We start from the raw sequence: 21705 nt of genomic DNA on the forward strand, positions 1-21705 counted from the left end.
GGGGGCAGGGTGGGTGGGGCGTCGGCGGACCGGTCTCCCACCGGGGTGGTCGGTCGTGGGCCGACGGACGAGTCGACGCCGGAGCGACAGTCGAGCACTCGGGTCGGGGTCCCGTCCAGCGGCGGCACCCCGGCGCCGAGGTGCCCTCGTGGCCGGCGCCCCCGACCGGACGACGTCCCGGGCCGATCGCCCCGAGGCGACCGGGCGACGCGCCGTGTAGCACGCTGGGGCCGATCCACCGCATCGCCCCCGTCCCGAGGGACGGCGTCCGCGCCGGGCTCCCGGACCCCGGGCGGTGACCCGGGGCCCGGACGGGGAGAGGGGACGCGCGCATGGCGCGGATGGACCTGCGGGTGCGGCTGCTCGGGCGGCTGGCCGGGCAGATGTCGGTCGCCACGATGGACGAGGCCCGGCTGCGGCGGGTGCAGCAGCGCAGGATCGGCCACAACCCGGTGACCGACCTCCTGTTCGGCCGGGTCGCCGCCGGCGTGCGGCTCACCGACACGACGGCGAAGGGCGAGGTCGGGCCCGTGCCCGTCCGGGTCTACCGGCCCGACCGTGCGCCGGCCGGCCCGCTGCCGTTGGTGGTCAACTTCCACGGCGGTGGCTGGACCATCGGCTCGCTCGACACCGCCGACTGGTCGTGCAGCTCCGTCGCGGTCACCACCGGGGCCGTCGTCGTCTCGGTGGACTACCGCCTGGCGCCCGGCCACCGCTGGCCCGCCGCCGCCGAGGACTGCTACGCAGCGCTCGTCGACGTGGTGGGCCGGGCGGGCGAGCTCGGCGCCGACCCCGACCGGGTGGCCGTCATGGGCGACAGCGCCGGGGGCAACCTGGCCGCGGTGGTCAGCCTCGTGGCCCGCGACCGCTCCGGCCCGCGGATCGCCCACCAGGGACTGGTCTACCCGGCGGTCGACCTCACCATGAGCAGTCCCTCCATCGAGGAGAACGCCTCCGCGCCCATCCTGACCAAGGCCGACTGCCTCGCCTTCCGCGACCACTACCTGGGCGGTCAGGACCCGCGGCAGCCCTACGCCTCTCCCCTGTTCGCCGGCGACCTCTCCGGGCTGCCACCGGCGCTGGTGCAGGTCGCCGAGCACGACCCGATCCGTGACGACGGCCTGCGCTACGCCGAGGCGCTGCGGGCGGCCGGCGTGCCGGTGCGCCTGACGCAGTACGTCGGGATGCCGCACGGGTACCTCAGCTTCCCGCGGATCTGCCGGGCCGCTCCCCAGGCGCTGGCCGAGCTGTGCGCGGAGCAGGTGGCCGCCTTCGCCCGGCGCCCCTGAGGGCGGTGCGGCCTGGACGTCGGCCGGGGAGGCCTCGATCCCGGGTGAGCAGTCCGACACGACGCCTCCTCGGGGTGGGTCGACCAGGGCGTCCGGGAACGCCGTCCGGCCGTCGGTCTCCCTGCGGGGTCCCGCCACGAGCGTGCGAGTGGCGGGACCCCGCAGGCAGGTCCTCCGTCAGTGGATGTGCGAGCCGCCGTTGACGTCGTAGGTGGCTCCCGTGACGTACCCGGTCTCCTCGCGGCACAGGTAGGTGATCAGGTCCGCGACGTCGGCGACCCGGCCGTTGCGGCCGACCGGGATCCCGGCCACCAGCTGGGTCTTGCGCTCACCCTCGAGCGCCCCTCCGGTGATGTCGGTGTCGATCAGCCCGGGCGCGACGGCGTTGACCGTGATGCCGTGCGGCCCCAGCTCGCGGGCCAGCGCCCGGGTGAAGCCGAGCTCGGCGGCCTTGGCGGCGGAGTAGGCCACCCCGCCGAAGACCCCGCCGCCCCGCTCCGCCGACACCGAGGAGAGGAACACGATGCGGCCGAAGCCGCGCTCGGCCATGCCCGGCGCCAGGCGCCGGGTGACGTTGAAGGCGCCGCGCACGTTCACGGCGAAGATGCGGTCCCACTCCTCCCCGCTGACCTCGAGGAACGGGGTCGGCGAGGTGATGCCGGCGTTGTTGACCAGGGCGCCGACCGGGGGCAGCGCGCCGTCCAGGACGGCGAGGGCGTTCTCCACCGAGGCCTCGTCGGTGATGTCGCAGCCGATCCCGACGGCCTGGACGCCGTGGCGGTCGGCGACCTCGTGGGCGGCGTCCTTGGCGCTGGCCTCGTCGAGGTCGAGGACGGCGACGTTCCAGCCGGCGGCGGCGAGGGTGTGGGCGGTGGCGCGGCCGATGCCGCGCTTGGAGCCGGCACCGGTGATGACGGCGGTCTTGTCGGACACGGACACGGTCTCCTCCAGAGGAGTGGGTGGGGGTGAGGGGACAGCAGGCGTCAGGCCTGCAGGAGAGAGCTGATGAAGCGGCCGGCCCGGCCGGCCTCGGCCGGTCGGTCGGCGTCGTCGATGTCGTGCGTCTCGAGCTCGAGGCTGTAGTGGCCCCGGTAGCCGGCGGCGGTCAGCGCTCCGATCGCCGCCGGGAAGTCGACCTCGCCGCGGCCGATGCTGCGGTTGATGTCGCCGCGGACGGCGTCGCGCAGGTGCACGTGGCCGATGCGGTCGCCGAACCGGCGCACGGCGTCCACCTCGTCCCCGCCGCTGGCCACCACGTGACTGAGGTCGAGCACCAGGCCGACGGGTGCGTCACCGAGCGCCTCGGACAGCATCTCGGCCCGGTCGAGGTCGGCGCACAGCCGCCGGGAGTGCGGGGCCTCGACGAGGAGGTCCAGGCCCGCGTCCCCGAGGAGGTCGGCGGCAGTGGTGAGCGCCCGGGCCACCGCGGCGACGTCGTCGGCCAGCTCGCTGCGTGGCGTCGTCCCGGCCCGGCCGCACGGCAGCACGACCGTCGAGGTGCCGACCGCCCGGGCCAGCTCGGCCAGGGGGTGCAGCCGCTCGTGCAGCTCCGGTCCGTCGAGGTCGGGGTCGTCCAGATCGCCGACGTCGGCGTTGACCACCCGCACCGCCACCCCGCTGGCCAGCACCTGCCCGGCCAGCTCGTCGACCAGGGAGGCGGGGAGCGGGAGAGGGACGTGGTCGCAGACCCCCGGGAGGGCACCGAGGTCGGTCTCCCCGAAGCCCTGGGCGGCGACCTGCGCCAGCGCCTCCGGCAGCGGCAGCCTCCGGAAGGAGATCGTGGAGCACCCGAGCCGGGGGTCGATGCTGCCGGCCGGCACGGGCGGGCCCGGGGTCGTTCCGGTCATCGTCCGGCCCCGTCAGATCGTGGCCGGAGCCGGATCGGCCGACCACGGGCGGTGCGCGGCGCCCACCAGCTCGGCCTTGACCCGGGCCACGACGGCGTCGGTCGACAGGCCGTAGCGGTCGTGCAGGGTGGGCAGGGCGCCGGCGGCGAGGAACTCGTCGGGCAGGGCGATCGGCACCACGCGCGTCCCGACCCCGGCGAAGGCCAGCGTCGCGGCGACCGACTCGGCGAGCCCGCCGACGACGGTGTGGTTCTCCAGGGTGACCACGAGCCGGTCGGTGCGGGCCGCCCGGAGGATCGCCGCGGTGTCCAGCGGCTTGATGGTCGGGACGTGCAGCACGGCGACGTCGACGTGATCGGCCTCGAGCCGGGCCGCCGCCTGCAGGGCCCGCATCGTCATCAGCCCGGTGGAGATGAGGACGACGTCCCGGCCGGTCCGCAGCTCGGCGGCCTTGCCGAGCTCGAAGCGGTAGTCGTACTCGTCGAGCACCGTGGGCACCGCGCCGCGGAGCAACCGCAGGTAGGTGGGTCCCGGCGCCGCCGCCAGCGCGGGCACCGCCTGCTCGATGTCGACCGAGTCGCAGGGGTCGACGATCGTCAGGTTCGGGCAGCCGCGGAGGATCGCGAGGTCCTCGGTGGCCTGGTGGCTCGGCCCGTAGCCGGTGGTGAGCCCGGGCAGGGCGCCGACGACGTTGACGTTCAGGTTCGGCTCGGCGATGTCGAGGCACAGGAAGTCGTAGGCCCGCCGGGTGGCGAACACCGAGTAGGTGGAGGCGAAGGGCACCAGCCCGACCTCCGCCAGCCCGGCCGCCGCCCCGAGCATCGCCTGCTCGGCCATGCCCATCTGGAAGAAGCGGTCCGGGTGGGCGTCGCGGAACACGTGCATGTCGGTGTACTTGGCCAGGTCGGCCGACAGCCCGACGATCTCGGGCCGCTCCTCGGCCAGGCGGTTGAGCGCGTGCCCGAAGGGTGCGCTGGTGGTGCGCTGACCGGGGTCGGCGAACGACGCGATCATCGCCGAGGTGGTCAGCTTCTTCCGGGGTGCGGTGCTGGTCATCGGGCCAGTCCTTCCTGCAGCTGGTCGCGGGCGATCTGCCACTCGTGCTGCTCGACCCGCATGAAGTGGGCCTTCTCCCGGCCCTCGAGCAGCGGCACCCCGCAACCGACGCGGGTGTCGCAGATGAGCACCGAGGGCGAGCCGCGGTGCTCCCGGATCTCGTCGAAGGCGTCGACGAGGGCACCGACGCCGTTGCCGTCCACCCGCAGGGCGTGCCAGCCGAACGCGCGCCACTTGTCGGTGACCGGCTCGGTGCGCAGGACGCCGGCCGTGGGGCCGTCGGCCTGCAGGGCGTTGACGTCGACGATCGCGGTCACGTTGTCCAGGCCGTGGTGGGCGCAGGACATCGCGGCCTCCCAGGTGGAGCCCTCGTCGAGCTCGCCGTCCGAGAGCAGGTTGAACACGCGGGCGGGGTTGCCGAGGTGGCGCAGCCCCAGGGCCATCCCGGTGGCCACCGTCAGGCCGTGGCCGAGGGAGCCGCCGGAGATCTCCATGCCCGGGGTGTAGGAGGCCATCCCGGACATGGGCAGCCGGGAGTCGTCCGAGCCGTAGGTCTCCAGCTCCTCGAGCGGGATGGTCCCGGCCTCGGCCAGCGCCGCGTACAGCGCGATGGCGTAGTGGCCGATGGAGAGCAGGAGACGGTCCCGGTCGGGCCAGTGCGGGTCCTCGGGGCGGTAGCGCAGCTGGTCGGTGTAGACGACCGCGAGGACGTCGGCGACGCCCAGCGCCTGCCCGATGTAGCCCTGACCCTGCACCTCCCCCATGTCGAGGGCGTTGCGCCGGATCCGGTACGCGGCCTGCCGGATCCGCTCGATCCGCTCCGCCCGGTCGACGGTCGGTGTCGCTCCGTGGCTCGTGCTCAGTGCGGTCATGACGTGGTCCTCCTCGTGCGGGTCAGTCGGTCGCCGAGTCGGCGGTCGTCCGACGCTCGGCCGATCCGGGACGGGGGGCGGGGACGGTGGACGGCGTCCGGAGGCTGCGCTCCAGGGCGGCCACCTCCTCGCGCTCGACCCGGCCCCAGGTCTCGCGGGTGGCCAGCGCGGCGACCAGGCCCAGCAGGCCGTAGCCGCTGAACAGCAGCGCCGGGCCGATCCAGCCGAGGCCGGCGTACAGCGCGGTGGTGATCAGCGGGGTGAAGCCGGAGACGACGGCCGACATCTGGTAGGCCAGCGACGCGCCCGTGGTGCGGGTCTTCGTGGCGAACAGCTCGGAGAACCAGGCGCCCTGCACCCCGGCCAGCGAGTTCTGCAGGACCGCGTAGCTGATGACGAACGCGATGACGATCGCCACGGCGACGCCGGTGTTGACCACGAGGAACAGCGGGATGCCCCACAGCAGGTGCAGCGCGGTGCCCAGCAGGTACACCGGGCGCCGCCCGACGCGGTCGGTGAGCGCGCCCCAGTAGGTGGTGGCGAAGATGCCGATCCCGGCGGCGATCATCGTCGCGGTGAGCGTGACCGACCGGTCGGCCAGCCCCTCGGCGGCGACGTAGGACAGCATGAACGTGACCGACACCGCGTAGCCGGCGGTCTCGGTGATCCGCAGGCAGAAGGCGCGCAGGATGTTGCGCCAGTCGTCGCGGAGCACCTCGAGCAGCGGGTTCTCCGAGAGCTCGCCCTCCTCCTTGAGCTCCTCGAACTCGGGCGACTCCTCGACCTTGAGCCGGATCACGATGCCCACGACGATCAGGACGGCGCTGAGCAGGAACGGCACCCGCCACGCCCACGAGCCGCCCAGCGGGACGCTGGCGAGGAACGCCAGGTTGGCCAGCAGCAGCCCGACCGGGAAGCCGGCCTGGGTGATGCCGGTGTAGAGGCCCTTCTTCCGCCACGGCGCGTGCTCGAAGCACATCAGGATCGCGCCGCCCCACTCGGCACCGAACGCGAGCCCCTGCACGACGCGGACGACCACCAGGAGGATCCCGGCCCAGATGCCGACCTGGTCATAGGTGGGCAGGCAGCCGATGAGCACCGTCGCGATGCCCATGAGCAGCAGGGAGCCGACGAGGACCGGCTTGCGGCCGATCCGGTCACCGAGGTAGCCGCCGATGATCCCGCCGAGCGGGCGCACCGCGAAACCGATGCCCAGCGTGGCGAAGGACAGCAGCGTGCCCGACAGCGGGTCGTCCGCGGGGAAGAAGGCGGTGTTGAAGTACAGCGCCGCCGCGATGCCGAACCCGATGAAGTCGTAGGTCTCGATCGTCGCCCCGACGGAGCAGCCGATGGCGACCTTCTTCTTGGTGGGGGTGCCCTCGATCGGGTGCCACTGGGCGACCTCTTCGAGGTGTGGATCGCGGACGGGAGGGTGCCGCTCGGTCATGGTGGTCTCCGGGTGAGCGATGGGCGTGGTCCCCGCTATCAGTTGACTGTTAACAGTCAACTCCCGACCGAGTGTGGGTGGCGTGCGTCACCGTGTCAAGGGTCACCTCGCAACGCGGAGGTCAGCGCAGAGCGAGGGCCCGGGCCTCGGCGTCGGGGGCTGCGCGCAGTGGAGTGCCCTGGGCACAGTCCCGCGCCGTGGCACTCCACTCAGTGCCGGGCGGGGTGCCCCGCAGGCGTCAGGCCGGGGCGGCCGAGCGGGCGAAGTGGTCCGCGGCCGAGGCCATGTGCTCCTCGACGACGTGCACCGCCCCGACGACGTCCCCCTGCTCGATGGCGTCGACGATGGGGGCGTGCCGGTCGCGCGCGGTCATCGGCGCCTGCCACGCCGCGCCGTTGAGGATGGCGACGCGCATGCGTCCCTCGAGCCGCTGCCACGCCTCGACGAGCATCGAGTTCCCCGACAGCCGGCACAGCAGCAGGTGGAAGGCCAGGTCGGCCTCGATCCGCGCCGGGGAGTCCTCGTCCTCGGCGGCGATGCGCTCGAGCGCCTCGCGCAGGGCGGTCACGGCCGCCCCCCGCCGCGGCGAGGCGATGACCTGCCGGACCGCCAGGCCCTCGAGGGCCGCGCGGACCTGGAAGAGCTCCTGGACCTCGGCGGAGGTCAGGCTGTTGACCCGCAGCATCCCGCGGTTGCCCGCGGTCACCAGGCCCTCCTGCTGCAGGTGCCGCAGGGCCTCCCGCACCGTGCCCCGGCTGACCCCGAGCGAGGACGCGAGCTCGACCTCGCCGAGGTGGTCGCCGGGCCGGTACCGGCCGGAGAGGACGGCCGACCGGAGCGCCTCCAGGGCCCGTTCCCGCAGCGTGCTGCGGTCCAGGCTGGCCAGGGGCTCGATGCTCATGGGCACCTCCTCGTCGCCGCTGATCGTAGCCGTGCTGTCGGCAGGGACCTGCCGACAGTCGACACGGGGCTGGCGCAGGCCCGGGCGCGCGCCGACCGGCCGGCGCGCGGGGCGCGCCGGCCGGTCGGGTGGGAGCTCAGGGGACGAGGATGGCGCGCCCCCGGACCTTCCCGGCGTCGAGGTCGCGGAGCGCGTCCACGGCCCGGTCGAGCGGGTACTGCTGGGTGTGCAGGGTGACCTTCCCGGCCTGCGCGAGCACCATCAGCTCGGCCAGGTCGCTGTAGGTGCCGACGATGTTGCCGACGATGTTCTTCTCGCCGGCGACGAAGTCCAGCGTCGGGATCCGGAGCTCGCCGCCGTACCCGATGACGTAGTACGAGCCGGCCGGGCCGGTCATGTGCCAGCCGTCCATCTCCGCGCCCTGCTCGGCGACGAAGTCGAAGACGACGTCGGCACCCCCGCCGGTCAGGTCCTGGACCGCCTGCACCTGGCTGCCGTCGGCGACCACGGTCTCGTCCGCGCCGATCTGCCGGGCGAGCTCCAGGGCGTCGGGGTTGCGGTCGACGACGACGATCCGGGTGCCCGACAGCGCCGCCAAGCACTGGATGCCGATGTGGCCGAGACCGCCGGCGCCCTGCACGACCGCCGTCGTGCCCGGGTGCAGCAGTGGCAGGGCCTTGCGCACGGCGTGGTAAGCGGTGATGCCGGCATCCGCGAGCGCGGCGACGTCGGCGGGGTTGGTCGACGGGTCGAGCTTCACGCAGGCACGGGCCGTGGTGCGCAGGTACTCGGCCATGCCGCCGTCGTCGTTCGACAGCCCGGGGAAGAAGGCGTTCTCGCACTGCATGTCCCGGCCGGCGCGACAGGCCGTGCACAGGCCGCAGCTGGGTTGGGGGTGCAGGATCACGGTGTCACCGACCGCGACGTTGGTGACCCCCTCCCCGACCTGGTGCACCCACCCGGCGTTCTCGTGCCCGATCACGTAGGGCAGCTCCGGGTTCTGCAGGTCGGCCCACTGGCCCTCGAGGATGTGCAGGTCGGTCCGGCAGACCCCGGCGCCGCCGATCCTGACGATGACGTCGAGGGGACCCTGGAGCCGGGGTTCGGGGATGTCGTCGATCGAGGGGTCGGCGTGGTACTCGTGCACGCGGACGGCCTTCACGGGTGGGTTCCCTTCGTGACGGTGAGCGGGAGCAGGGGACGGTCCTCGGGGCGGGGCACCTGGTCGGCCTCCGCGCCGGGATAGCGGGTGGCCAGCAGGCCGCGGCAGAAGTGCGCGTTGCCGTCGACGGAGATCCGCACCGAGCGGGCGCGGCGCAGGAAGTGCGCCGCGGCGTCGCGGGCGGGCCGGGTGCCGTCGGCGTCGACCAGCACCGCCGAGCCCGGGTCCAGCGGCAGGCCGACCGCGGCCCGGCGGCGCAGCAGCGCCTCGGTGGTGAGCTCCCCCGCCGGCAGGTCGCCGAGGGTGAGCACCGCCACGTCCACGGCCGGGTCGGCCCGGAGCAGGGCGGTGACCGCCCGCTCCATCGCCGCGGTGTGCGCCTTGCGGAGGAAGGTGGCGCGCAGCTCGTCGAGGGACTCCTCCGCCTCGTGGGCGAAGGTGGTCCGGTAGTCGGCGCCGGTGGCCAGGCCGCGGTTGATCAGGTCGGAGTCGGAGTGGTCGTCGAGGGCCACCACCACGCGCGCCACCCCGGGGACGGCGGCGACCGCCTCCCGGGCGTCGGAGGCCATCAGCCAGGCGAAGTTGGGCGCGCAGAACGACGTCGGCAGGCGGAGGTGGACCTCGACCACGGCGCCGTCGACGTCGATCGAGCGGACGAAGCCGAGGTCGGTGATCGGCTCGTCGAGCTCGGGGTCGACGACGGCGCCGAGCGCGGCGCGCACCTCGCCCTCGAGGTCGGGCAGGACGGCGGTCATCGCGCCGCCCTCAGGCCATCGCCAGGTCGGCGGCACCCGGCTCGCGCGGGCCGGTCTCCGTCTCGTCGGCCTCGGGCAGCCGGCACTCCTGCGGCACCGGGAGGTCGTAGAGCCGCGCCGCGTTGAGACCCAGCACCTTCTTCTTCGTCGTGGTGGTGAGCGGCGCGTACTCGGTCATGTCCTCCGGGATCTGGAAGTCCACGAACCGCTCGACCAGCCACTTCGGCGTCCACAGGGCGTAGTCGCTGGAGAAGAGGATGCGGTCCTCACCGATCCAGTAGACGAGCTCGCCCATGATCTGCGCGAAGTACCGCGGCCGGGTGTGGATGAACGGCATCGCCACGGCCAGGCCCGCGTACACGTTGGGCTCCTGCGTGGCGATCCAGCAGAAGTCCTCCAGCCGCGGCAGGCCGCAGTGCTCCACCACGAACGTCAGGTCGGTGAAGTCGCTGGCCACGTGGTCGACGTCGGCCACGTCGAACGCGTCGCGGTCCAGCGGCCGGATGGTCGGGCCCTTGTGGATGTGGATGTTGGTGATCCCGAGCTCGCGGCAGACCTCGAAGTACCGGTAGGCCATCGGGTCGGTCAGCTTCCAGCCGCGGGACTCACCGTGCCAGTCGGCGGTGTAGAGCTTCACGCCCTTGAGGCCGAACCGCTCGGCGTCGGCCCGCAACTGGTCCAGGCCGTTCTCCCCGTCACGGGGGTCCCAGTAGTGGTTGTAGGTGAGCTCGTCGGGGTGCTGCGCGGCGAGGGCGGAGGCCTCGTCGGTCTGGCCGAAACCGCGGTGGTAGAACTCCGCCAGCCGGGCCGGCTGGAAGATCGCGTGGTCGACGATGCCGTCGACGAACACGTCCCGCATCAGCCGCTCGCCGCCCTGGTAGAGGTACTCCTCGTACCCCCAGACCTCCGACTCGGGGCTGAGGTTGCGGTGGTAGTCGTAGAAGCAGTCGATGAACTGCTTGCCGTGGACGTTGCGCTGGTTCTCCGGGCGCGCGTCCCACAGGGCGATGTGGGAGTCCACCACGTAGTAGGTCTCGCCGTCCTTGCGGTACATCTCCGGCCTCCGTCGGCTCTCCTGTGACACCGGTCACGTCGGTGGAGCCGACGCTAGGGACGGCCGGACGGCCGCAGAAGCCGGTCGTTGTCTCACTTTGGAACGCCCCCTGGACGGCGCTCCGCGGGGTTACATTCGTGTGGCGCGGGCCACAGCCACCGGCCCGTCCCGCCCAGGAGGTGTCCCGTGGACGTGCGCCGGGCCGCCCCCCACCCCCTCGCCGACCCGGTGCTGGCCGCCCGGCCCGCGCCCTCCCGGCTGCGCGCCTCGTGGCGCCGCAGCCAGGACTACGGCGTCACCCCGGACGAGGTCGTCCCCGTCTTCACCGGCTCGCTGGACACCGGGTCGCTGCTGTACGAGTGCGCCTCCCGGGTGCTCACCGACCTGCAGGCGACGATCCCGAACGAGCCGGTGAGCCTCATGGTCGCCGACGCCGACGGGCTGGTGCTCGCCCGGCTGTGCAGCGACGCGGGCATCCTGCGGTCGCTCGACCGGGTCCACCTCGCGCCGGGTTTCTCCTACGCCGAGCGCAACGCCGGCACCAACGGGCTGGGCCTGTCCCTCGCCGACCGCGCTCCCTCGCTGGTCCGGGCCGACGACCACTGGTGCGCCGAGCTGCGCGGGTTCACCTGCGCCGCGGTGCCGGTCGTGGACCCGGTGAGCGGGGACCTCGCGGGCAGCATCAACCTGACCACCTGGTCGGACTCCTCCTCCGAGCTGCTGCTCGGCCTGGCCCAGGCGGCGGCGAGCGCCACGAGCGCGCTGATGCTGGTCCGCGCCGGCGGGCGGACGGTGCGCCCGGCGCCGCGCGGCGAGGTCTTCCACGTGGTCGGCGGGCACCTGGCCCCCGATGCCGGCGACCCGTGCGTCTCGGCGGCCTGGCGCGCCGCCGTGGCCGACGCCGCCGCGGCGGCCGACCGGGTCACCGCGGTCGTGGGCGAGCCGGGCGCGGGCAAGGCCGCGCTGGCCGCCCTGGCCCGTCGCCGGGTCGCCCCCCGCCACCGGGTGCTGCACGCCCGCGCGCCCGAGGCCGGGGACGTCGCGGCCTGGCTGGAGCTGTGGACGCCGGAGCTGCGCGACCCCGACACCCTGGTCATCGTCTCCGGCCTGCCGCACCTGCCGGCGTGGGCCACCGAGGAGCTGGCGCAGACGCTGGGGGCGGGCCGCCGTACCGGTCGGCCGCAGCCGTTCGTGTTCACCGCGCCCGACTTCACCGCGGTCCCCGGCCGGCTGGCCACCCTGGTCGACACCGTCGTCGAGGTGCCCGCGCTGCGGCACCGCACCGACGACGTGGTGCCGCTCGCGCACTGGTTCGCCGAGCAGGAACGGCACCGGGCGGTCGGCTTCACCGCCCGCGCCGCCCGCGCGCTGACCGCGTGCGCCTGGCCGGGCAACGTGCGCCAGCTGCGGCGCGTGGTCCGGGACGCGGCGGCCCGCGCCGACGTCGTCGACGTCCACCACCTGCCGCCGGAGGTGCTCGACGGCGGCGGCCGCCCGCTCACCCGGCTGGAGCGGCTCGAGCGCGACGAGATCGTCCGGTGCCTGACCGAACCGGGGACGACGATCACCCGGGCCGCCGAGGAGCTGGGCATCGGCCGCGCCACGCTCTACCGGAAGATGGCGCAGTACAAGATCACCCTGCCGCGCTGACCGCGCCGTCCCCCGCCCACGCCGGCGCGGGGCCCAGCCCCAGCCGCCAGAGCGCCGCCTCCTCCGAGGGGCTGCGCGACCCGAGCAGCACCTGGAGGGCGCGCAGCTGGGCGCGGCTCACCGGCAGCCGGACGACGCCCCTCCCCCGCCCCGGCACCCCCGTCAACGGCGCGAGGACCGGCGACACCACCGACCCGGCTGCCCCGGCGAGGCCGCGGTAGAACACCTGCTCGGCGGGCCCCAGCCCGGGCGGGGCGGTGAGGAACGCCCGCAGGTCGGGCGGCACCGGCTCCAGCACCGGCCGGTGGGCGGCCAGCGCCTCGGCCAGCTCCGCCGCCGTCCCCGGCAGGTCCCCGGCGCCCAGGGCCTGCGCGCTGCGCGCCCACTCGCGCACGTAGGCGTCGGGCCAGCGGCGGCCGAGACGGGCCGGCGCGGGCCGGCCCACGGCCTGCTGCGCGGCGAGGAAGGCGTCGGTGAACGCCAGGTGGACCCACCGGAGCAGCTCCGGGTCTCCGGCGGAGTAGGGCCGCCCGTCGTCGGCGGTGCCACGCACCCGCTGGTGCATCCCGCGGACCCGGGCGGCCTCCCGCTCGGCCAGCTCGGCCGACCCGAACGTCGTGACCACCAGCCAGCGGGCGGTGCCGGCCAGCCGCGCCCACGGGTCGGCCAGGTAGGCCGAGTGGCGGCGCACGCCGGTCAGGGCCAGCGGGTGCGCGGCCTGGCCGAGCAGCGCGGCGATCCCGCCGACCAGGGTCGAGAGGTCGCCGTGGACCCACCAGACGACGCCGCCGGGCTCGAACCAGCCGGGGCCCTCGCCGACGCGGCCGATGTCGCGCACCCAGCCGGGGACGCCGGTCGGGTCGCCGGACACCCGCGCGCGGAAGCGGGCCCGCACGGCCTCGGGCAGGGCGGTCAGCGGGTCCACACCCCCACGGTCCCAGGCTCCGGCGACGGCGGCACGCAGCGGCCGGGCGCCCGGTTCACCCCCGCACGGCCCGGACGACCCGCCGCAGCCCGCTCCAGGCGCCGACCCCGGCGAGCACCCACGGGCCGGCGACGACGACCGGGTCCAGGACGTGGTGCCGGGCGTCGCTGCGCCCGCGTCGCGAGCGCAACCCGCCGTGGGTGAGCTCGGTGCGCACCCCGGTCTCGGTCACCGGGTTGTCCGGTCGCAGCGTGGCGAACGAGCGCAGGTGGCTCCCCCAGGCGTCGACCCGGTCGCCGACGATGAGCAGCAGCCAGTGCGCCAGGCGGCCCTCGCTGAAGCGGCGGTAGGCGAGCTTCCGGATGGCCCCGGACACCCCGCGGGGTGGCTGCGCGGTGCCGAAGACCGGGGTGACGAAGGCGTGCTCGATCGAGCGCTCCCGCGGCCAGGTCTCCGGCTGCCGCTCGGGGAAGTCCCAGTGCGCGCCGGTGTCGGCCGGGTACTGCAGCTTCGGGTACGAGGGCCGGTCGGCCGGGTCGAGGTCGGCGCCCCAGCCGGGGATCCGGGCGCGCAGCTGCTCGGGCGTCTCGCGGGGTGCGCGCTTGTCCCGGACGTAGGCGCTCGGGATGTCGGGGTGGGTCATCGTCGCTCCTCGCTCAGGCCGCGTCGGGCAGGACCAGCGGCTTGATGCAGCCGTCGAGCTTGGCGGAGAACACGTGGTAGGCCTCGGCGATGTGCTCCAGCGGGAACCGGTGGGTGACCATCGCCCGCGGCGTGAGGTGGCCGTTGCGCACGTGCTCGAACATCCGCGGCCACTGGCGCTTCACCGGCGTCTGGTTCATCCGCAGGGTGAGCCCCTTGTTGAGCGCGTCGCCGAACTTCACCGCGTTGGGGATCGGCCCGTACGCGCCGACGACGGAGACGGTGCCGCCCTTGCGCGCCGCGTCGATCGCCCAGTTCAGCGCCACCGGGGAGCCGCCCTGCAGCTTGAGCTTGGTCCCGGTGACCTGCTGCACCAGGTTGCCGTCGGCCTCCGCGCCCGCCGCCTCGATGACGACGTCGGCACCGAGGAAGTCGGTCTGCTTCTTGAGCTCGACGACGACGTCGTCGTACTCGTCGTAGTCCAGCGTCTCGGCGTAGGCCATGGTCCGCGCCTTCTCCAGCCGCTCCTGCAGGTGGTCGACGACGATGACCCGTCCCGCGCCCATCAGCCACGACGACTGGGCGGCGATGAGGCCCACCGGTCCGGCGCCCAGGACGACGACCGTGTCGCCCTCGGCGATCTCGCCCAGCTGCGCACCGAAGTACCCGGTCGCGGCGGCGTCGGTCAGCAGGACGGCGTCCTCGTCGTGCATCCAGTCGGGGATGCGCACCGGGCCGACGTCGGCGAACGGGACGCGGACGTACTGCGACTGGCCGCCGTCGTAGCCGCCAGTGGTGTGCGAGTAGCCGTAGATGCCGCCGACCGCGGTGGCGTTCGGGTTGACGTTGTGGCAGTTGGAGTACAGGCCGCGGGCGCAGAACCAGCAGCTGCCGCAGAAGATGTTGAACGGGACCATCACCCGGTCGCCGACCTGCAGGTTCCGCACCGAGGACCCGACCTGCTCGACGACGCCGATGAACTCGTGGCCGAAGGTGTGCCCGACCCGGGTGTCCGGCATGAGGCCGTGGTAGAGGTGCAGGTCCGAGCCGCAGATCGCGGCGAGGGTCACCCGGACGATCGCGTCGTTCGGGTGCTCGATGGCCGGGACGTCCTTGTCCTCGACCCGCACCTTGTACGGCCCCCGGTACACCATCGCCCGCATCGGGCCTCCTCCGCGCCGAGCCACAGGAACGGGCGGGGTCTGCCCACCACGGGGGGATCTCGAAACGGGGTCCCGCCGGAGCCGGTCAGTCGGAGCGGGTCAGGAGGCCCCGGCGCCCGTTGCCGGCGTCGGCGCGGTGTCCCGGCCGGCCGGCTCCGCGGGAGCGCGCTGGAACAGCGTGTACAGGTAGACCAGCGCCGGGATCAGGACCGCGGCCCCCACGACGAGGGCGACGAGCATGGCGACCAGCGTCGCCCGGCCGGTGGCGGCCTCCTCGATGGTCAGGTCCGGGACGAGGACGTAGGGGTACTGCGCCACCGCCCAGCCGACCAGGATCGCGGTCACCGCGACCGCCGAGGCCGCCCGCGCCGGCACGAACCGGCGCGTCCAGAGCAGCCCGAGTGCGGCGAGGCCGGCGACGACCGACAGCGCGACCACCGGGAGGGCCCGGCCGGTGAGCCCCGCGAACAGCTGCGGGGCGTCGGCGCGGAGCACGAACAGGCCGGCGATGCCGACGGCGCCGGTCACCGCCGCCGTCCCGAGGGCGCGGGCCCGGAACTGCCGGGCGAGGTCGTCGGCGCCCTCGCGGCGGGCGTCGGCGCACAGGAAGACGGCGGCGAGGTAGGCGCACACCAGGACGGCGAGCACCCCGCCGAGCAGGGACGTGGGGTTCAGCCAGCTGGTCACGACGTCCCCGGCCGCGATGCCCGCGGGGACCCGGCCGGAGGCGACCCCGCCGACGACGGTGCCGAGGAAGAACGGGGTGAGCAGCGAGGAGAGGGCGAACCCCGCCCCGAGGAACCGGCGCATGCCCAGGGTGCTGATGCTCTTGCGGAAGGCGAACGCCGCCCCGCGGGCGATCATCCCGAAGGCGGCCAGCGTGAGCGGGACGTAGAGGGTGGACACCACCGCGGCGAACGCACCCGAGAACGCCGTCCACAGGACGACGAGGACGAAGATCAGCCAGACGTGGTTGGCCTCCCAGACCGGGGCGATCGAGCGCTCGATGAGCGCGCGCTGGCGGGCACCGCGCCGGGTGCCGCCGGCCAGCAGGTCCCAGATGCCGGCGCCGAAGTCGGCCCCACCGAACAGTCCGTAGGCGACCAGGCCGACGAACATGACGCTCAGGACCACGTCCGCCAGCGTCATCGCACCGCCACCTCGTCGCTGTGCGGGTCGGGCGGGCGGGCGTCGACCTCCTGGGGCGCCGGGGTGTCGCTGCTGCGGGCCAGCCGGCGCAGGACGAAGACGGTGAGCGCGGTCAGGGCCACGTAGACCGCGACCACGGCGTAGAAGCCCAGGTGGAGGCCCGGGGCCGGGCTCACGGCCTCGGCCGTGCGCATGACGCCGTAGACGATCCACGGCTGGCGGCCGACCTCGGTGACGACCCAGCCCGCTTCCATGGCCAGGATCGCCGCGACCCCCGAGACGGCGACCGCGCGGAGGAACCAGGGCGCGCCGGGGACCCGGCGCCGCCGCCACCAGCTCCAGCCGAACCAGGCCGCCAGCAGCAGCAGCGCGAAGCCGATCGACACCATCAGGTCGAACGCCAGGTGGACGACGTTGACCGGCGGCCGCTGGTCGGCCGGGAACTCCTCCAGGCCCAGCACCACGCCGTCGGGGTCGTGGTGGACCAGCAGGGAGAGCCCGTTCGGGATCTCCACCGCGTACCGCATCTCCTCGCCGGTGAACCAGCCGCCCACGGACAGCGGGGCGCCGGCGGTGGTCTCGAACTGCCCCTCCATCGCGGCGAGCTTGGCCGGCTGGTTGTCGGCGACGGTGTTGGCCGCCCAGTCACCCACGCCGATCTGCACCGGCGTCACCACCGCGGCGAACGCGAGGGGGACGAGCAACCCCAGCGTGTGGTGGCGGTCGCGCCGTCCGCGCAGCATGCCGACCGCGTAGACCGATGCGACGGTGAAGCCGGTGACCATGTAGGCCGCCAGCAGCATGTGGGTCACCTGCGGCCAGGTGGACGGGCCGAACATCGCCGCCCACGGCTCGGCCTCCACGACCCGGCCCTCGGCGTCGAGCCGGAACCCGGTCGGGTTGTTCATCCAGGCGTTCGCCGCGACGACGAAGAAGGCCCCGGCCATCCCGGAGACCACCATCGGGAGCGCGCTGGCCATGTGCGCCCGCGGGGAGAGCCGGTTCCAGCCGAACAGGTAGACGCCGACGAAGATCGCCTCGATGAAGAAGGCGAACCCCTCGAGGACGAACGGGAAGCCGTAGACCTCGCCGAAGCGGTCCATGAGGCCCGGCCACAGGATGCCCATCTCGAACGACAGCAGCGTCCCGGAGACCGCACCCGCGGCGAAGAGCACACCCATCGCCTTGGCCCAGGTGTGCGCCAGCCCCAGCAGGGCCGCGTCGCCGCGCCGGTGCCCGAGCCACTCGACGACGACCGTGATGAGCGGGAAGGCGATCCCGAAGCAGGCGAAGACGATGTGCCAGCCCAGGGACAGCGCCATCTGCATCCGCGCGGGGTAGAGGTTCTCCGCCGCGTCGGCGAACACGTCCACAACGTCCACGCAGGTCTCCGCTCACCGGCCGTCGCCAGCAGGATGTGCCCGCGGTCCGCGTGGCCGCAACGCCCGCCGGGAGCGCACGGCCGCGCTCGGGCGTTACCCGGGCAGGCCGGCCCCGGTCGGAGTGCCCGGCCGCGCGCGCGAGCGGACGAGGAACGCCCCCTGACGGGACGAGAGAGGCGGACCGGACGTGCTGGAAATCAGTGGCCTGACCTGGGCGCTCACCATCGGCCTCATCGTCGGCCTGCTGGCCGTCGACCTGGTCCTCGCCGCGGTGCGACCGCACCGCGTGGGGTTCGGTGAGGCCACCGCGTGGTCGGTCTTCTACGTCCTCGTCGCGGTCGCGTTCGGCGTCTGGTTCGCCACGCGGTACGGCGGGGATGCGGGCACGGAGTACTTCGCGGGCTACATCGTCGAGAAGAGCCTGTCGGTCGACAACCTCTTCGTCTTCGTCATCATCATGACCACGTTCTCGGTGCCCGAGGAGCACCAGCACAAGGTGCTGACCTTCGGCATCGTCCTGGCCCTGGTGATGCGGGCGGTCTTCATCGCCCTGGGCGCGACACTGCTGTCGCTGTTCTCCTTCATGTTCCTGGTGTTCGGCCTGCTGCTGGTCTACACCGCCGTCCAGTTGTTCCGGCACCGCGACGAGGACCCCGACGTCGAGGACAACGCCGTCGTCAAGGCCGCCCGCCGGTTCCTGCCGGTCACCGACGACTACGTGGGTGGCAGGCTCACCACCCGGGTCGACGGCCGCCGGGTGTTCACGCCACTGATCGTCGTGCTGGTGGCCATCGGCAGCGTGGACCTGCTGTTCGCGCTCGACTCGATCCCGGCGGTCTTCGGCGTGACCGACGAGCCCTACGTCGTCTTCGTCGCCAACGCCTTCGCCCTGCTGGGCCTGCGGGCGCTGTTCTTCCTGGTCAAGGGCCTGCTCGACCGGCTGGTCTACCTCTCCACCGGGCTGGCCCTGATCCTCGCCTTCATCGGCGTCAAGCTGATCCTGCACTGGGCGCACGTCGACATCGACGAGCGCGTCCCCGAGATCCCGACCCCGCTGAGCCTGGTCGTCATCGGCGTCGTCCTGGCCGTCGTCACCGTCGCCAGCCTGCTCAAGACCCGGCGCGACCCGACCGCGAAGGCGCACCCCGGCTCGTTGCGGGCGTCGCACGTCCGGGAGGACGAGCGCCGGCGGTAGGCCGACACGCCGGGGGCGTCCCGGCCCCGCTCGACCGGCGAGGCGCCCGTGCAGCACGTACGGTGTGGCGGCCGCCACACTCCGTCCGCGGAGGTGCCGGCGCGCGACTGCTGGCACTGACGCCCGAGGAGCTCTTGATGACCCCCTGCGACCACGGCAACCACGTCTTCTGCGTCGACGAGTGCGGCTGCACCTGCCACGACGGCGACTGCGACTGAGGAAGGACCCCGTCCTCCTCACCGCTCCCGGCGAGCCTCGGGACGGGGCCAGGTGCCACGGGCGACCCCGCCCCCCTCACCGCTCGCACGCTCGCGGCGAGCCTCGGGACGGGCGGGCGGCGCCGGGCGGGTGCCCGGCGCCGCCCCTCGCTCAGCGGCTGACGCGACCGTCCGCGGTCAGGGCAGCAGCTGGTCGAGGTCGGGCTCCTTGCTCAGGGTCCCGTACTCGGTCGCCTTCTCCCCGAGCAGCTGCATCGCCTCCCGGCTGAAGTCGGTGCGGAAGGTCGGGATGACGATCCGCTCGAGCACCGCCGGGTCGATCTCGGTGTAGGTGCCGGTGATCCGCCGGACCTCCTCCGGGTTCTGCTGGGAGAACTCCAGCGACCGGTTCATCGCCCGCTGGAAGGCCTCGACCAGCTCCGGGTCCTCCTGCATCAGCTGCTGCGAGGTGAACACGCAGGAGATGTCGAGCTCCGGGTGGAAGTCGGAGAAGTTGTAGGACAGCACCCGCGCGCCGGCGTCGACCGCCTCGGTGAGGAACGGGTCGAGGATCCACGCGGCGTCGACCTGGCCGCCCTCCAGGGCGGCCGGGGCGTCGGGGAAGGGGATCTCGACGAACTGCACCGCCTGCGGGTCCCCGCCGGCCTCCTCCACGACGGCGCGGATGGTCGTGTCGCCGATGTTGTTCAGCGTGTTGACCGACACGGTGCGGCCGGCCAGGTCGGCCATCGACTGGATCGGCGAGTCCGCGGGGACGACCACCGCACCGAAGTCCGGGTTGCCGGCGGTGGAGTTGGCGTTGGCGATGCACGTCAGCGGCAGGCCCTGGTCGACCGCGATCATCGTCGACAGCACGTTGCCCCGGCCGAACTGGTAGTCGCCCGAGACGACGCTGGGGACGACGACCGCACCGCCCGACGCGCTCTCGATGGTGAGGTCGATGCCCTCCTCCTCGAAGAACCCCTGGTCGACGCCGAGGTAGAGCGGCGCGGAGTCGACGATGGGCTGGGTGCCGATGGTGACCGGCGTCAGGCCGCCCTCGCCGGTCCCCCCGCCGGCCTCGTCGGAGCCGCCACAGGCGGCGAGGGTGAGCAGTGCTGCGGCACCGGCGGCGAGAGCGCGCGCCCGGGATCCGGTCACGGGAGGACTCCTTCGGAGGACGGGGACGGGGTGGAGGGAGCGGAGCTCACGAGGGCTGACCGACGCGGTCGCGCCAGAACCCCCACGCGCGGGCGAGCTGGGTCGTGTTGGTGGCCACGGTGGCGGCCGCCTCCTCGTCGGTGAGGTAGGTGCACTCCCCCAGGCGCAGGGCCTCGGCCTGCACGCGGGCGTTCACCTCGGTGTAGATGCCCCGGTACACCGCCTCCTGCAGCGACGCGCCGACCGCCGTGGAACCGTGGCCGCGCATGAGCACCACCGAGGCCGCGCCCAGGGACGCCGCGAGGTCCGCGCCGGAGCCCGCGTTGCGGACCAGGAGGTCCGAGGCCGTCCCCAGGGTGTCCCGAGCCTCGAAGACGGGGACCTCCGGCGCGAGGAACCCGGCCATGTGGAGGATCGGCCGCAGGGGCGTCCGCGCCACCCCGAACGGGATGACCGCGGGCGAGTGGCTGTGCACGACGGCGTTGACGTCCGGCCGCGCCCGGTAGATCTCGGCGTGGATCCACAGCTCCAGGTAGGAGGGCCGCGGGTCCTCCGTCGTCCCGTCGAGCGTGATCCGCTGGACGTCGTCGGGGCCGACCAGGCCCGGCGCGAGGTTGCGCGACAGCAGGAAGGACCCGGGGTCGTCGGCGCACCGGACGCTGACGTGCCCGAAGGCGTCGAGGATGCGCTGGTCGACGAGGATGTGGTTGGCGTCGGCCAGTTGCCTCCGTTGCTCGCCGACCGTCTCCCGGCTGCCCTGCTCCGGCACGTGGTCCTCCCCTGTTCGTCGGGATGCGGTCCGGATCGTGACCCACCGCACCACCTTTTCCACGGGGATTCTGCAGACCAGAATCGTCTGGCAGGCTGCTCCGCAGCGCCGAACGGCACCGACCCCTCCCGTCGGAGTCGCTGGTGGTGCAGCGTCGATCGGACGGTCGACCGAGCGCGAACGGCGACACCCAGGCCGGCCTCGACCACGCCGGGCGCGTCGACCTGTCAACCGCCGCATCCGGCGTCCCGGGCCACCCTGTTCGCGGACTGCGCAGCCTGCCTCGACGGCGTCCCGGACAGCGACGCGCGTCAGGACGGACGGCTGATGCCCGGACGCCGTCAGACGAGGGCGAGGTCGCGGGCCACGGCGGCGGCGGTCGCGGTCAGCGCGGAGCTCCAGGCCGGCAGCCGGTCGCGGGAGTACCGCGCCGTGGGCACGGCCAGCGACAGCGCGGTCCGGGAGGCGCCGGCCGGGTCGGGCACCGCGACGCCGATCGCCGTCAGTCCGGTCTCGGTCTCCTGGTCGTTGACCGCGAAGCCCCGCCGCCGGATGGTGCGCAGCTCCCGCTCGAGCCGCGCCGCCGCCCGGTCGTCGAGCTCGCCGAGGGTGGCGGCGAGCTGCTCGCGGCCGAGCGTGGCCAGCGCCGCCTTGCCGCCCGAGCTCAGGTGCACCGGGAGCGTCCGGCCGGTCCGGTCCCCCACCCGCAGGACCTGGTCGCACTCCACCGTCGCGACGAAGCGCACCTCCGTGCCGGCCAGGACCATGACGTTGGCCGTCTCCCCCAGCGCGTCGACCAGTCGGCGCAGGTGCGGCACCGCGACCTCGCGCAGCCGGGCCGCCGGCTCCTGCGGCACGGGACCGCTGCGCAGCACGGGCCCGGCCCCGTACCGGCGGTCGGGCAGCTGCTCGGCGAAGTCGCGGTAGACGAGCATCCCCAGCAGCCGGTGGGCCGTGGACACCGACACCCCCAGGCGCTCGGCGGCGTCGGTCACCCGCATCGCCCCCTCCTGCTGCAGCAGCGTCGCCAGCAGCAGGGCGGAGTCGACGGACGCGATCGCATACGGGGGGCGGTTCTTCACAACAGAA

At 73.9% G+C, this 21705-nt stretch carries 21 protein-coding genes; 4 read left to right on the top strand and 17 right to left on the bottom strand.

What is annotated here, in order from left to right:
- Nucleotides 1-332: 332 nt before the first annotated feature.
- Complete coding sequence (locus tag ACI79I_RS17505) at nucleotides 333-1289, top strand: alpha/beta hydrolase (protein WP_456993593.1); 957 nt, start codon at nucleotides 333-335, stop codon at nucleotides 1287-1289.
- A gap of 177 nt (nucleotides 1290-1466) precedes the next feature.
- Here ACI79I_RS17505 and ACI79I_RS17510 read toward each other — a convergent pair whose 3' ends face one another.
- From ACI79I_RS17510 to ACI79I_RS17550, 9 genes are all read right to left on the bottom strand, one after another.
- Nucleotides 1467-2222, bottom strand: coding sequence for an SDR family NAD(P)-dependent oxidoreductase (locus ACI79I_RS17510; protein WP_456945112.1), 756 nt, complete (start codon nucleotides 2220-2222; stop codon nucleotides 1467-1469).
- A gap of 50 nt (nucleotides 2223-2272) precedes the next feature.
- A complete protein-coding gene (locus ACI79I_RS17515; RefSeq protein ID WP_456993594.1) occupies nucleotides 2273-3136 on the bottom strand; it encodes a sugar phosphate isomerase/epimerase family protein in 864 nt (287 codons plus the stop codon).
- Between the two features lie 12 nt (nucleotides 3137-3148).
- Entirely contained in the window at nucleotides 3149-4192 is a 1044-nt protein-coding gene (locus tag ACI79I_RS17520) for a transketolase family protein (protein ID WP_456993595.1), read from the bottom strand.
- A complete protein-coding gene (locus ACI79I_RS17525; RefSeq protein ID WP_456993596.1) occupies nucleotides 4189-5064 on the bottom strand; it encodes a transketolase in 876 nt (291 codons plus the stop codon). The genes ACI79I_RS17520 and ACI79I_RS17525 overlap by 4 nt, the downstream gene beginning before the upstream one ends.
- A 22-nt stretch (nucleotides 5065-5086) precedes the next feature.
- Nucleotides 5087-6511: an MFS transporter gene (locus tag ACI79I_RS17530; protein WP_456993597.1), complete on the bottom strand. Its 1425-nt coding sequence runs from the start codon at nucleotides 6509-6511 to the stop codon at nucleotides 5087-5089.
- A 238-nt stretch (nucleotides 6512-6749) separates the two neighbouring features.
- On the bottom strand, nucleotides 6750-7412 hold the full coding sequence (locus ACI79I_RS17535; protein WP_456993598.1) for a GntR family transcriptional regulator: 663 nt from the start codon (nucleotides 7410-7412) through the stop codon (nucleotides 6750-6752).
- Nucleotides 7413-7548: 136 nt separating this feature from the next.
- Nucleotides 7549-8574, bottom strand: coding sequence for an NAD(P)-dependent alcohol dehydrogenase (locus tag ACI79I_RS17540; protein ID WP_456993599.1), 1026 nt, complete (start codon nucleotides 8572-8574; stop codon nucleotides 7549-7551).
- Nucleotides 8571-9329: an iron-sulfur cluster assembly protein gene (locus ACI79I_RS17545; protein ID WP_456993600.1), complete on the bottom strand. Its 759-nt coding sequence runs from the start codon at nucleotides 9327-9329 to the stop codon at nucleotides 8571-8573. The genes ACI79I_RS17540 and ACI79I_RS17545 overlap by 4 nt, the downstream gene beginning before the upstream one ends.
- Before the next feature lie 10 nt (nucleotides 9330-9339).
- On the bottom strand, nucleotides 9340-10383 hold the full coding sequence (locus tag ACI79I_RS17550) for an amidohydrolase family protein (RefSeq protein ID WP_456993601.1): 1044 nt from the start codon (nucleotides 10381-10383) through the stop codon (nucleotides 9340-9342).
- Nucleotides 10384-10569: 186 nt separating this feature from the next.
- Between ACI79I_RS17550 and ACI79I_RS17555 the strand changes: the two genes are divergently transcribed.
- Nucleotides 10570-12033, top strand: a complete 1464-nt coding sequence (locus ACI79I_RS17555; protein ID WP_456993602.1) for an AAA-type ATPase lid domain-containing protein — start codon at nucleotides 10570-10572, stop codon at nucleotides 12031-12033.
- Here ACI79I_RS17555 and ACI79I_RS17560 read toward each other — a convergent pair.
- The 5 genes from ACI79I_RS17560 to ACI79I_RS17580 all read right to left on the bottom strand — a co-directional run bounded on the left by ACI79I_RS17560 (nucleotide 12017) and on the right by ACI79I_RS17580 (nucleotide 17294).
- Nucleotides 12017-12958 (bottom strand): oxygenase MpaB family protein, encoded by a 942-nt coding sequence (locus ACI79I_RS17560; RefSeq protein ID WP_456993603.1) that lies wholly within the window; start codon nucleotides 12956-12958, stop codon nucleotides 12017-12019. The two genes, ACI79I_RS17555 and ACI79I_RS17560, sit on opposite strands and share 17 nt — an antisense overlap.
- A gap of 55 nt (nucleotides 12959-13013) precedes the next feature.
- Nucleotides 13014-13601, bottom strand: a complete 588-nt coding sequence (locus ACI79I_RS17565; protein WP_456993604.1) for a hypothetical protein — start codon at nucleotides 13599-13601, stop codon at nucleotides 13014-13016.
- 13 nt (nucleotides 13602-13614) lie between these two features.
- On the bottom strand, nucleotides 13615-14763 hold the full coding sequence (locus ACI79I_RS17570; protein WP_456993605.1) for a zinc-dependent alcohol dehydrogenase: 1149 nt from the start codon (nucleotides 14761-14763) through the stop codon (nucleotides 13615-13617).
- 99 nt (nucleotides 14764-14862) lie between these two features.
- Nucleotides 14863-15912 (bottom strand): cytochrome d ubiquinol oxidase subunit II, encoded by a 1050-nt coding sequence (locus tag ACI79I_RS17575; protein WP_456993606.1) that lies wholly within the window; start codon nucleotides 15910-15912, stop codon nucleotides 14863-14865.
- The gene (locus ACI79I_RS17580; RefSeq protein ID WP_456993607.1) at nucleotides 15909-17294 is read right to left on the bottom strand and encodes a cytochrome ubiquinol oxidase subunit I; all 1386 of its coding nucleotides are present in this window, start codon (nucleotides 17292-17294) and stop codon (nucleotides 15909-15911) included. Before ACI79I_RS17580 ends, ACI79I_RS17575 begins: the two co-directional genes overlap by 4 nt.
- A gap of 187 nt (nucleotides 17295-17481) precedes the next feature.
- On the opposite strand from ACI79I_RS17580, the gene ACI79I_RS17585 reads away from it, so the two are divergent.
- On the top strand, nucleotides 17482-18489 hold the full coding sequence (locus ACI79I_RS17585; protein WP_456993608.1) for a TerC family protein: 1008 nt from the start codon (nucleotides 17482-17484) through the stop codon (nucleotides 18487-18489).
- Nucleotides 18490-18551: 62 nt separating this feature from the next.
- Nucleotides 18552-18707 (top strand): hypothetical protein, encoded by a 156-nt coding sequence (locus ACI79I_RS17590; protein WP_456993609.1) that lies wholly within the window; start codon nucleotides 18552-18554, stop codon nucleotides 18705-18707.
- 177 nt (nucleotides 18708-18884) lie between these two features.
- Here ACI79I_RS17590 and ACI79I_RS17595 read toward each other — a convergent pair whose 3' ends face one another.
- The 3 genes from ACI79I_RS17595 to ACI79I_RS17605 form a co-directional block, all read right to left on the bottom strand.
- The gene (locus tag ACI79I_RS17595) at nucleotides 18885-19847 is read right to left on the bottom strand and encodes an ABC transporter substrate-binding protein (RefSeq protein WP_456993610.1); all 963 of its coding nucleotides are present in this window, start codon (nucleotides 19845-19847) and stop codon (nucleotides 18885-18887) included.
- A gap of 46 nt (nucleotides 19848-19893) precedes the next feature.
- Nucleotides 19894-20616 carry a class II aldolase/adducin family protein gene (locus ACI79I_RS17600; RefSeq protein WP_456993611.1) on the bottom strand — a complete coding sequence of 241 codons (723 nt, stop codon included), beginning with the start codon at nucleotides 20614-20616 and terminating at the stop codon, nucleotides 19894-19896.
- 341 nt (nucleotides 20617-20957) lie between these two features.
- Nucleotides 20958-21698, bottom strand: a complete 741-nt coding sequence (locus ACI79I_RS17605) for an IclR family transcriptional regulator (RefSeq protein ID WP_456993612.1) — start codon at nucleotides 21696-21698, stop codon at nucleotides 20958-20960.
- Nucleotides 21699-21705 lie beyond the last annotated feature (7 nt).

This window comes from Geodermatophilus sp. SYSU D01105 (assembly GCF_054050095.1).